This is a genomic window from Vibrio sp. M260118 (assembly GCF_036533755.1).
In the GTDB taxonomy this organism is placed as follows: Bacteria; Pseudomonadota; Gammaproteobacteria; order Enterobacterales; family Vibrionaceae; genus Vibrio.
Genome location: NZ_JATABG010000074.1, coordinates 1 through 11,748, shown reverse-complemented (window position 1 = coordinate 11,748; position 11,748 = coordinate 1). Strand labels below are relative to the sequence as shown.

The following is an 11,748-nucleotide window of genomic DNA, read 5'->3' as shown; positions in this document are numbered from 1 at the left end:
ACTACAAGCAATATTCAACATATTGAGTGTGGTTCGAATGAGACTTTAGTCTTGGGAAGGTGAAGACTGGTGAAAAAGCCCCTTATCGTGCAAAAGTATGGCGGAACTTCTGTGGGTTCAATAGAAAGAATCCATAAGGTTGCTGAACACATCATAAAGGCGAAAAATGATGGTAATCAAGTTGTCGTAGTCGTGTCGGCAATGTCTGGTGAGACAAACAGATTGATGGACTTGGCTAAGCAGGTAGACAGTGTGCCTACTGCGCGAGAACTTGACGTTTTGCTCTCAGCTGGTGAGCAAGTGTCGATGGCACTTCTGGCGATGACTCTGAATAAGATGGGTCATTCTGCGAGCTCATTAACTGGGGCTCAAGCAAGAATTGTGACTGACAACCAGCACAACGATGCAACGATTAAACATATTGATACCTCGTCGATTGAGCAGTTATTGCAACAGGACAAAATTGTTATTGTCGCAGGCTTTCAGGGTATCAATGATAATGGGGATATAACGACGCTCGGAAGAGGTGGTTCTGATACCAGTGCCGTAACCTTAGCCGGATCGTTGAAGGCTGATGAATGCCAAATTTTTACCGATGTCGATGGTATTTATACTTGTGATCCAAGAGTGGTGCCGAACGCTCGCAAGCTCAACGTGATCGATTTCCCTTCCATGGAAGAGATGGCACGCAAAGGCGCTAAGGTTTTGCACCTTCCTTCGGTTCAGTATGCTTGGCAACATAATGTGCCGTTGCGCGTTCTTTCTACTTTTGATGTCAATGAAGGCAGCCTAGTAAAAGGCGAAGAGTGTCAAACGGCGGTGTGTGGCGTCGCGATTCAACGTGATATGTGTTTGCTAAGAATTGAAAAGGGCACCCTAGAAACGGTTACAAAACAGTGCCAAATGCTTGGTGTCACGATTTGGAATGTGATCGAACATGCAGAATGGGTAGGTGTGGTGATAAAACACGACGCTTATGCAAAGCTGGAACTGGTTTTCAGTGACAAAATCCGTAATAGTGACTTAGTAAGTTCGTTAACAGTGGTTGGCCTTCATGTCGAAAGACTGGTTGAAAGGTCATACGCGTTGTTGACTGAATATGGTATCAAGGTTGAACATTACGCGGTGAACCCGCAATCATTGATGTTAGTCCTGCTCCCCGAATGTGTCGACAAAGCGGCTAACATACTGCATGATGCTTACATAACTTCTGCGGGTGCACTCGACTGTCGACAAAAACATGCCATTTTAGGCTAGATTCTAGCCATAATTGAGTTTACGAAATTATAACTTTTGTTGGATAATAGCCACGTAGCAAGATAAATCAGAGATTACTCAAGGAGCACAGAATGCTAATTTTAACTCGCCGTGTTGGCGAAACTTTAATGATCGGCGATGAAGTAACGGTAACTGTATTGGGTGTTAAAGGTAACCAAGTACGTATTGGTGTTAACGCTCCAAAAGAAGTATCGGTTCACCGCGAAGAAATTTACATGCGCATTCAAGCAGAAAAAGGTAATGGTAACGTAGCGTCAGGCAACTACTAATTACACTAGAAGGCTGACATTATGTCGGCCTTTTTTGTACCTTAAAGGTAGCTAAATATCAGAAAAAGCGTGATTTAACGTCGCTTTGATTAAATAGCCAACGGTTGACCGACTTTTTGCTATTTTTGCCAAGAAAGTATTTGACATATTTTCGGTAAATCGTAATATGTGCCTCCGCAAGACGGTGAGGTGGCCGAGAGGCTGAAGGCGCTCCCCTGCTAAGGGAGTATACGGTTTGTAGCCGTATCGAGGGTTCGAATCCCTCCCTCACCGCCATTAATTGGCTTATGGCCAATTTTTTTGTTTTAAAGCCCTGTTGTTTTAAAGAAGTAGTGTGATATACTTCACAACTCTGATTTCAGAGAACATTGCGCGTCCTTAGCTCAGCTGGATAGAGTACCTGGCTACGAACCAGGCGGTCGGAGGTTCGAATCCTCCAGGACGCGCCACTCTTTAGGGTTTCTTATTACTAAGCAATCCTGATATTGACTAAAGTTGATATCGAAACTGCGCGTCCTTAGCTCAGCTGGATAGAGTACCTGGCTACGAACCAGGCGGTCGGAGGTTCGAATCCTCCAGGACGCGCCACTTACAATAAAGCCCTGCTAGAAATAGCAGGGCTTTTGTTTACATTTAATAAACATTTTTGAAACATTGTTTGTACAAGTTATTGTTTCTATTTCTCTTTTTCCATTTCTTTTAAGCCTATCGCAGTATCATTGTCAGATTTCGCGTAACGTCAGAAAATACACAGTTATTTATGCTTATATGAGCAAGTATTGCAGTTTTATGTGACTTGTGTGACGAATAATTCCCTAGAATTGTGCAATATCCTCGATAGCGCCTTAAACAAAATTGACAAACTTTAACCAATCGAGATAATCCTAGACCTCTTGTCAGGATTTTACTGCATATTCTGACCACATGAGTGCTAGCGATAAGCTAGTGAAATTAGTGTCTGGCTATAACAATGATTGTTATTTTTGGCTGGGCACCTAATGCTGTTGTCAGGATGACAAAGAAAGGATGCAAAAATGGATAATATTGGAAGCCTGCTAGTAGACGCGGCAACCCTGATGCTAACAGGGATGACGGTCGTATTTACTTTCCTCACTATTCTTGTTTATCTCGTTCGGTTAATGTCCAAACTGGTACCTGAAGAAGTACCAGCACCGATCGCTACACCTAATCAAAATAACAAAGTTCAATCACCATCTTCTGCTGTTAGCCCGAAGGTAGTTGCGGCAATTTCCGCAGCGGTACATCAGTACCGTACTTCTACCGCTAAGTAGCATTTGATAGGATTAAAAGGAGTTAATGAGCATGTCTAAACCACTAGCTTTAACGGACGTGGTCCTTCGTGACGCCCATCAATCGCTATTTGCGACTCGTATGCGTCTAGAGGATATGTTACCTATCGCAGAGGAACTCGATAAAGTCGGTTACTGGTCTCTTGAAACATGGGGCGGTGCGACATTTGATTCTTGTATTCGATTCTTGGGAGAAGATCCTTGGGAGCGTCTACGAGCATTGAAAAAAGCGATGCCAAACACGCCAATGCAGATGCTTCTGCGTGGTCAAAATCTTCTAGGTTACCGTCATTACGCTGATGATGTGGTTGAAAAATTTGTTGAGCGTGCCCATGCCAATGGTATGGACGTTTTCCGTATCTTTGATGCGATGAACGATGTGCGTAACTTCGAAAAAGCGGTTAAAGCAGCCGTTGATGTCGGCGCTCATGCCCAAGGTACACTCTCTTACACAACTAGCCCAGTGCACAATACCGATACTTGGGTTGATTTAGCTAAGCGTCTTGAAGATTTAGGCTGTCACTCGTTGTGTATCAAAGATATGTCTGGCTTACTTAAGCCATACGAAGCGGAAGAGTTAATCACTCGAATCAAGTCTTCTACAGATATTCCTTTAGCGCTTCATTGTCACGCAACAACTGGCCTGTCAACGGCAACGGCAGTGAAAGCTGTGGAAGCGGGCGTTGATATTCTTGATACAGCAATCTCTTCAATGAGCTGCACTTACGGTCACACACCTACAGAGACCGTTGTTGCTATGCTGCAAGGCACAGAGCGTGATACCAACCTTAAGCTTGACCAAATTGAACCAATCGCTGCTTACTTCCGTGATGTTCGTAAGAAATACGCTAAATTTGAAGGCCAGCTAAAAGGTGTTGACTCGCGCATCCTTATCGCTCAAGTACCTGGTGGCATGTTGACTAACATGGAAGGCCAGCTAAAAGAGCAAGGCGCGGCGGACAAGTTGGATGAAGTATTAGAAGAGATCCCACGCGTACGTAAAGATCTTGGTTATATTCCTTTAGTAACACCAACCTCTCAGATCGTCGGTACACAAGCGGTGATCAACGTTCTTACTGGTGAGCGTTACAAGAGCATCACCAAAGAGACTGCAGGCGTATTGAAAGGTGAATACGGCGCAGCACCTGCGGAAGTAAACGCAGATCTACAAGCGAAAGTTCTCGATGGTGGTGAAGCGATTACTTGTCGCCCTGCTGATCTGCTTGAGTCAGAGCTGAATTCATTGACTGAAGAGCTACTAACGAAAGCGAAAGAGGAAGGCATTTCATTAGCGGAAGATACCGTTGATGACGTACTGACTTACGCACTGTTCCCTCAGGTTGGTTTGAAGTTCCTTAAAAACCGTCGTAACCCAGATGCATTTGAGCCTGCTCCATGGCTAGAAGAAGCGCCTGCGGCTCCTCAAGCACAACCGGCTCAAGGTGGTATTGAAACATACAGCGTTAAGGTTGATGGTCAGGTTTACGATGTAGAAGTTGGTCCTCAAGGTCAGCTAACGTCGGTAGCTCCTGCGGCAAACGCACAACCGGCAGCTGCGCCTGCTCCATCAGCACCGGCTGGTAACAGTGAAACGGTTCCTGCTCCTTTGGCGGGTAACATCTTTAAGGTGAATGTTCAAAGCGGTGCCCAAGTCGCTGAAGGTGATGTACTACTGATTCTTGAAGCGATGAAGATGGAAACAGAAGTACGCGCAGCTCGCGGCGGCATTGTCCAAGATCTCCACGTTAAAGAAGGTGATTCTGTAACGGTTGGTGCTCCACTACTGAGCTTGGCGTAAGGGAGTACCATGGAAGGATTAATGACCTTATGGTCAGAAACAGGGATCGCTCACTTTGAGTTTGGCCAACTATGTATGATTTTAGTTGGTTGTACTCTGCTGTTTTTGGCTATTCGCAAAGGCTTTGAGCCACTGCTTCTGCTACCAATTGGTTTTGGTGCAATCTTGGCCAATATTCCCAATGCAGGTTTTACCGAAGAAGGCGGCTTGCTGTACTACGTTTATTACGTTGGTATTGAATCTGGCATTTTTCCACTGCTTATCTTTATGGGTGTGGGCGCTATGACAGACTTTGGTGCGCTGATTGCGAACCCTAAAACCTTGTGGTTAGGTGCAGCAGCACAGTTTGGTATCTTCGCAACGCTATTTGGCGCAATCATGCTTAACTACGTGCCGGGTATGGAGTTCAGCATGGCGGACGCTGCATCGATTGCCATCATCGGTGGTGCAGATGGCCCAACTGCGATCTTCTTAGCTAGCCAACTATCACCTGACTTGCTTGGTGCGATTGCCGTTGCTGCATACAGCTACATGGCGTTGGTACCGATCATTCAGCCACCAATCATGAAAGCCCTTACTTCTCCTGAAGAGCGTAAGATACAGATGGCACAGCTACGTCATGTAAGCAAAGGAGAGAAGATTCTTTTCCCGCTTGCAGTACTGTTGATGACCATTCTGTTCTTACCTGCGGCAACACCACTAGTGGGTATGTTCTGTTTGGGTAACTTGATGCGTGAAGCGGGTGTGGTTGATCGTCTGTCTAAGACAGCACAGAATGAACTGATCAATATCGTGACGATTTTCCTTGGCCTTGGTGTAGGCTCTAAGCTACAAGCGGACGAGTTCCTTAATGTTGAAACCTTAGGTATTTTGGCATTGGGTGCGGTAGCGTTCAGTATCGGTACTGCCGGTGGCGTACTGATGGCGAAGTTGCTTAACAAGTTCTCGAAAGAAGACATCAACCCTCTTATTGGCGCTGCGGGTGTATCTGCGGTGCCAATGGCGGCTCGAGTAGTAAACAAAGTTGGTTTGGATGCAAACCCACAAAACTTCCTATTGATGCACGCGATGGGACCAAACGTAGCAGGTGTTCTTGGTTCAGCAGTCGCAGCAGGTATTCTGCTTGCACTTGTGGGTTAAGTCGCCTCTCAGGTTAGTTATTGGTTAATTTGAGAGCAAGTGGTTAACTTGCTACCAATAAATGGTATATATTCAAAGGGATGCTTTCGCATCCCTTTTTTGTATCGATAGGGAAATGATGAAATGGAAAACAAGCAAATCGCAATCTCTCAATTTGGTGATCCAGACGTTCTCGTTACTCAGGTCTCACCGATTCCTAAGCCCCAAGTAGGGGAAGTGCTGGTTAGAGTGCACTTTGCCGGTGTGAATCCTATCGATGTAAAAACACGGGCAGGATTGGGATGGGCCGCTTCTGAAAACAAAGATAACTTACCTTGGGTGCCAGGCTATGATATTTCGGGTCAGGTGATTTCTGTTGGTGAGCAAGCAGAACGTTTTTCAGTGGGTGATAAGGTCGCTGGTTTTGTTGGTTTCCCTCTTTCTGGCGGCGGTTACAGCCAGTATATCTGTGTGCCTGAAAGTGCACTGAGCTTAGTACCGGATTCAGTGACACTAGAAGCTGCAGCAGCGCTTCCTCTTGCTGGGCAGACGGCGGTGCAAGCGCTCGACAAAGCAGGCGTGCATGAAGGCGACCGTGTGCTTATTTTAGCGGGTGCAGGTGGTGTAGGGCATTTTGCCATTCAAGTAGCGGTAGCAGCCAAAGCGGAGGTGTTTACCACCTGTAGTGAAGCAAACCTAGATTACTTGGCTACGCTAGGTGCTCATGCCGTCAACTATCAATTTGCTCCAGTTTCTGAGCGTGTTGAAGAGGCGGATGTTCTGATTGATCTAGTTGGTGGTGATGCTGCACTTGATGCACTGAAATGCTTGAAAGATGGGGCAAAAGTGGTGACAGTACCGACTCTTACCGCTGAGCTTATCTGTGAGAAAGCCAAATTGCTCGGTTTTGAAGCGACAGGAATGTTGGTTGATCCAAACCCAGAGCAGCTTGATGCGCTGCTGTATATGGTGAGTGTTGGCTTAGTGAAAACAGAAATTCATAATATTTACCCTATGAGCGAAGTGAAGGCCGCTCATACGCAAATTGAATCCGGACATACCAGAGGCAAGGTATTACTTGATATGCAATGCTAGCAGCGTTTAATAGCGCATTTGAATCTTTTGCTCTTTGGTTTTCTGATTCGGCACTGTGGGTACTGTTTTTTAGCGGCTTCCTCAGTGCCACTTTATTGCCAGGAGGCTCAGAGGCAGGCTTAATTGCCACATTAAGCCTTAATCAGTTTTCGACCTTCATCATCATTTTAGTGGCTACCCTGGGTAATACTCTGGGTGGTCTCACCAACTTTTGGCTAGGTTTGTGGTTACCTAACCGAACTCAAAACGAAAAACATGGTCATAAAGCCTTATTGTGGCTCAATAAATATGGCTATTGGTCGCTTTTTTTTAGTTGGTTGCCTGTGATAGGCGACCCATTGTGTTTGGCAGCAGGTTGGCTGCGAATGCGTTTTTGGCCGTGTTTTTGGCTAGTATTGATCGGCAAAGCACTCCGTTATTCTCTGCTTGCTGCTATTTTTTACGGATTTTTTTAAGGGGATGTCATGAGAAAAGTTTGGCTTAGTGCTATTTCTCTTGTCGCACTTTACGGTTGTACCTCTAGCAACCTCGTTTCTGTTCCATTTTTATCATCAGTGCCGAAGGGCGTGACTCTCATTGAAGAAGTCGAAGCCCAGCCTGGCAAAGCAACAATCCCATATTCTAAATATCAGCTTGATAATGGCTTAACCGTTATTTTATCGCCTGATAATTCTGATCCGTTAGTGCATGTCGATGTGACTTATCATGTTGGCTCTGCTCGTGAAGAGATCGGCAAATCAGGCTTTGCCCACTTCTTTGAGCATATGATGTTTCAGGGAAGTGAAAATGTTGGTGATCAACAGCACTTTAAGATCATTACCGAAGCGGGTGGTACCTTGAATGGCACCACTAACCGTGATCGTACCAACTACTTCGAAACGGTACCCTCCAATCAGTTAGAGAAGAAGTTGTGGTTAGAGTCAGACCGGATGGGCTTCTTACTTGATGCGGTTTCTCAGCGTAAATTTGAAATTCAGCGCGACACGGTCAAAAACGAACGTGCCCAGAACTATGACAATCGACCATATGGCTTAATGTGGGAGCGAATGGGCGAAGCTATATACCCAGAGGGGCACCCATACTCGTGGCAAACCATAGGTTATGTTGAAGATCTTGACCGTGTCGATGTAAACGATCTAAAAGCCTTCTTCTTGCGCTGGTACGGGCCGAATAATGCGGTACTAACGATTGGTGGCGATATTGACGTTGACCAAACCTTAGAATGGGTAAATAAGTACTTCGGTTCGATTCCAACAGGACCAAAAGTTGAACGTGCGCCAAAGCAGCCAGCAAAACTGACTGAAGATCGTTACATTACCTTGGAAGATCGAATTCAACAGCCGATGCTAATGATCGGCTGGCCAACTAAGTACAACGGCGCTGAGGATCAAGCCTCGATCAATGCGTTGGCGAATGTCCTAGGTAGTGGTGCGAACAGTCTGTTGTATCAAAAATTAGTAAAAACGCAAAAGGCTGTAGATGCAGGAGCATTCCAAGATTGTGCTGAGCTCGCATGTACGTTTTATGTTTATGCAATGGCGCCGTCAGGAGAGAAAGGTGCACTTAAGCCCCTCTATCAAGAGTTGATGCAAACCTTAGGTGAGTTTGAAGCCAAAGGCGTTGATGAGGAGCGACTAGAGCAGATCACCGGAATGGCAGAGGCTAATGCGGTGTTTGCTCTGCAAAGTGTACGTGGCAAAGTGACCCAGCTTGCTTCTAACGAGACATTCTTCTCAACGCCAGACCGAATCCAAACTCAGTTGGAGCAGATTCGAGCGGTGACGCCTGAGTCTGTGATGGCTGCATACAAAACCTACGTCAACGGCCACCACAAAGTTGCGTTAAGTGTGGTTCCGCGTGGCAAAACCGAGTTTGCAGTACAGCCTGCAACATTTGTGACTCCACCACGCACACTACCTGAATATCAAAAAGTTACCGATGATGAGTTGGCTTACCGTCGAGCCACAGATACGTTTGATCGTTCTGTGATGCCAGAAGTGGCGGAAGGGGTAAAAGCCCAAATGCCCGACCTCTATCGAATCTATTTTGATAACGGAACAGAGCTGCTAGGAACCGTGAGCTCGGAAACGCCAACAGTGCAAGTGAATATCAGTTTTCCTGCTGGTGAGAGGTATGTGACTGAAGGAAAAGAGGGGCTGGCTAATCTGACCGCCGCTATGATGCAAGAGGCGACGCTAGAGTCTAGCCTAGAGGAGTTGCAAGCAAGGCTGGATAAGCTAGGCAGTACGGTTTCTATTAGTGCAGGAAACTATACTACCAGCCTTTCTGTCTCGAGCTTAGAAAAGAACCTAACCGATACCCTTAATATCGTAGAAGAAGTGCTGTTCAAGCCCGCATTCCGTCAGCAAGATTTTGACCGCTTGAAAAAGCAGATGCTTGAAGGGTTAGTCTATCAGCATCAGAAGCCTAGCTGGATGGCATCTCAAGCAACAAGGCAGGTGCTGTTTGCTGACTCAGTCTATCAGCGCTCAAATGATGGCACAGAAGCTTCGGTTGCAAGTCTAACCCTCGATGACGTAATAGCCTTCTATAAACGCCATTACACTCCGCAAGGGGCGCAAATTATCGTTGTGGGTGATATCAGTAAACGTCAGGTGAAGAAAGAGCTCGCCTTTATCGAAAACTGGAAAGGTGAGTTTGCACCACTACTAAGACCACAACTTGTCAAACCGCTGCCGCAGCGAAAGATCTACTTAGTCGATAAGCCGGGAGCACCGCAAAGTGTGGTTCGTATGGTTCGTCAAGGCTTGCCGTTTGATGCAACAGGAGAAACCTACTTAACTCAGTTAGCTAACTTTAACTTGGCAGGGAACTTCAACAGCCGTTTGAACCAGAATCTTCGAGAAGATAAAGGCTACACTTATGGTGCCAATGGCTATTTAGCTGCAAATCGCGAGGTAGGCGCTATCATCTTCTCGGCGCAAGTTCGAGCTGACTCAACCCTAGCTTCGATTGTTGAAATGGAAAAAGAGCTGCAAGAGTATAGTGATAGTGGGATTTCAGATGAAGAGATGAAATTTTTACGCTTGGCTGTCGGTCAACAAGATGCACTAAAGTATGAAACGCCTTCACAGAAAACGGGGCTGCTTAATAGTATTCTTGCCTACAGTTTAGATGAAGACTATCTCAAGCAGAGAAACGAAATCGTAGAAACGGTGAATAAACAAACCTTAGATAGGCTAGCGAACAAATGGTTTGCCCCTGAAGACTATCAAATTATTGTCGTTGGTGATGCGAAAACGTTAAAGCCTCAGCTGGAAACTTTACAGATTCCTATAGAAGAGCTTGAAATTATCCATTAAAGCACACATAACATAGTGCATAGCAAAGGGTGACTATGGTCACCCTTTACAAATTGTTAAGCCAGTTTGGCCTATTTGCCGAACCATAACTATAAGCGAACCTCATTTTGACTGAATTTGCTGCGCGACTGGATCGAGTTGCACAAAACCAAGAAGTATTTAAGAGTTTTGGACGTGGTGTCGAGCGAGAAACGCTGCGATATAAACAAGATGGCCACCTTGCAACAACGCCTCACCCTAAAGAACTCGGTTCTGCTTATGCTAATAAGTGGATCACGACAGACTTTTCGGAGTCCTTACTCGAGTTTATCACGCCAGTTTCTAGTGATATTTCAACCTTAACTGCGCAGCTAGAAGATATTCACCACTTTACTCAAACTAAGTTGGGTGATGAAAAAATGTGGCCGCTGTCGATGCCTTGCTTTGTTGAAAGTGAAGATGCCATCAATCTTGCTCAGTACGGTTCATCTAACTCAGGGAAAATGAAAACCCTTTATCGCGAAGGGCTTAAACACCGTTACGGCAGCTTGATGCAGGTGATTTCTGGCGTGCATTTCAACTTCTCTTTTCCAGAGTCATTTTGGGATCAGCTATTCGGTGAGCAAAGTGCAGAGCAACGCCAGGAGAGTAAGTCAGAGGCGTATTTCGGCCTCATTCGCAACTACTACCGTTTTGGTTGGTTGATTCCTTATTTCTTTGGCGCTTCGCCAGCATTATGTGGCTCTTTTATAAAAGGACGCGAGACTAAACTGCCATTCGAGAGCATTGGCGGAACCTTGTATCTGCCTCATGCAACTTCATTGAGGCTAAGTGATCTTGGCTACACCAATAGTGCCCAAAGTGTACTGAAAATTGGTTTTAACAGCCTAGATGAGTACCTCGAAGGGTTAAACAAAGCGATTCGTACGCCTTCGGCTGAGTTTGCTGAAATTGGCGTAAAGGTGGATGGTGAGTACCGTCAGTTGAACAGCAACGTGCTACAGATCGAGAATGAGCTGTATGCACCGATTCGTCCGAAACGTGTTGCTCAATCAGGAGAAAAACCATCGGAGGCTCTTTCCCGTGGTGGCGTTGAGTACATTGAAGTTCGTTCGTTAGATGTAAACCCTTATAGCCCAATCGGCATCAATCAAGACCAAGTTCGCTTCTTAGACCTGTTTTTAACTTGGGCTACTTTGACTGACTCTGATCCAATGGATCATTGTGAGCAAGCATGCTGGAGTGAAAACTGGAACAAGGTAATTGTTGAAGGTCGTAAACCGGGACTAGAGCTACAGATTGGTTGCAAAGGTGAGATCCTTACCCTACAAGATTGGGCAAAGCGTGTATTTGTCGAGCTTGTTCAAATTGCAGAGCTGATGGATCAAGCACACGGCGGTGACGAATATCAGAAGGTGTGCTACAAACTTCTAGCGTGGATTGATAACCCTGAGCTGACCATTTCAGGTCAACTGCTTGAAGATACCAAGCGTTTTGGTGGTTTAGGCAAAGTCGGTTGTGAAATTGGCAAAGAGTATCGCGAGAAACATCTCGCTCATAAATACAAAACTTATGAT

General features: G+C 45.7%; 9 protein-coding genes and 3 tRNA genes. All 12 read left to right on the top strand.

What is annotated here, in order from left to right:
* Window positions 1-69: 69 nt before the first annotated feature.
* Window positions 70-1,257 carry an aspartate kinase gene (locus tag QTO00_RS06895; protein ID WP_331423868.1) on the top strand — a complete coding sequence of 396 codons (1,188 nt, stop codon included), beginning with the start codon at window positions 70-72 and terminating at the stop codon, window positions 1,255-1,257.
* Between the two features lie 92 nt (window positions 1,258-1,349).
* Complete coding sequence (gene csrA, locus QTO00_RS06890; RefSeq protein ID WP_004415691.1) at window positions 1,350-1,547, top strand: carbon storage regulator CsrA; 198 nt, start codon at window positions 1,350-1,352, stop codon at window positions 1,545-1,547.
* Between the two features lie 183 nt (window positions 1,548-1,730).
* Window positions 1,731-1,823 (top strand) — tRNA-Ser (locus QTO00_RS06885).
* 96 nt (window positions 1,824-1,919) lie between these two features.
* Window positions 1,920-1,996: transfer RNA gene (locus QTO00_RS06880), tRNA-Arg, on the top strand.
* Window positions 1,997-2,058: 62 nt separating this feature from the next.
* Window positions 2,059-2,135: transfer RNA gene (locus QTO00_RS06875), tRNA-Arg, on the top strand.
* 446 nt (window positions 2,136-2,581) lie between these two features.
* On the top strand, window positions 2,582-2,839 hold the full coding sequence (locus QTO00_RS06870; RefSeq protein ID WP_331423867.1) for an oxaloacetate decarboxylase subunit gamma: 258 nt from the start codon (window positions 2,582-2,584) through the stop codon (window positions 2,837-2,839).
* A 31-nt stretch (window positions 2,840-2,870) separates the two neighbouring features.
* Window positions 2,871-4,655, top strand: a complete 1,785-nt coding sequence (oadA, locus tag QTO00_RS06865; protein WP_331423866.1) for a sodium-extruding oxaloacetate decarboxylase subunit alpha — start codon at window positions 2,871-2,873, stop codon at window positions 4,653-4,655.
* Window positions 4,656-4,664: 9 nt separating this feature from the next.
* Window positions 4,665-5,795, top strand: a complete 1,131-nt coding sequence (locus QTO00_RS06860; protein ID WP_331423865.1) for a sodium ion-translocating decarboxylase subunit beta — start codon at window positions 4,665-4,667, stop codon at window positions 5,793-5,795.
* Between the two features lie 123 nt (window positions 5,796-5,918).
* Complete coding sequence (locus tag QTO00_RS06855; RefSeq protein ID WP_331423864.1) at window positions 5,919-6,869, top strand: NADP-dependent oxidoreductase; 951 nt, start codon at window positions 5,919-5,921, stop codon at window positions 6,867-6,869.
* Window positions 6,863-7,324: a YqaA family protein gene (locus QTO00_RS06850; protein ID WP_331423862.1), complete on the top strand. Its 462-nt coding sequence runs from the start codon at window positions 6,863-6,865 to the stop codon at window positions 7,322-7,324. Before QTO00_RS06855 ends, QTO00_RS06850 begins: the two co-directional genes overlap by 7 nt.
* A 9-nt stretch (window positions 7,325-7,333) precedes the next feature.
* Window positions 7,334-10,192 (top strand): M16 family metallopeptidase, encoded by a 2,859-nt coding sequence (locus QTO00_RS06845; protein WP_331423860.1) that lies wholly within the window; start codon window positions 7,334-7,336, stop codon window positions 10,190-10,192.
* Between the two features lie 107 nt (window positions 10,193-10,299).
* Window positions 10,300-11,748, top strand: a 1,449-nt coding sequence (gene gshA, locus QTO00_RS06840; protein WP_331423858.1) for a glutamate--cysteine ligase, incomplete at its 3' end; no start/stop codon positions are given.

Coding starts and splice junctions, on each gene's coding strand:
- csrA (WP_004415691.1), top strand. CDS start 1,350: ATGCTAATTTTAACTCGCCGTGTTGGCGAAACTTTAATGATCGGCGAT.
- QTO00_RS06870 (WP_331423867.1), top strand. CDS start 2,582: ATGGATAATATTGGAAGCCTGCTAGTAGACGCGGCAACCCTGATGCTA.
- QTO00_RS06855 (WP_331423864.1), top strand. CDS start 5,919: ATGGAAAACAAGCAAATCGCAATCTCTCAATTTGGTGATCCAGACGTT.
- QTO00_RS06845 (WP_331423860.1), top strand. CDS start 7,334: ATGAGAAAAGTTTGGCTTAGTGCTATTTCTCTTGTCGCACTTTACGGT.
- QTO00_RS06850 (WP_331423862.1), top strand. CDS start 6,863: ATGCTAGCAGCGTTTAATAGCGCATTTGAATCTTTTGCTCTTTGGTTT.
- oadA (WP_331423866.1), top strand. CDS start 2,871: ATGTCTAAACCACTAGCTTTAACGGACGTGGTCCTTCGTGACGCCCAT.
- QTO00_RS06860 (WP_331423865.1), top strand. CDS start 4,665: ATGGAAGGATTAATGACCTTATGGTCAGAAACAGGGATCGCTCACTTT.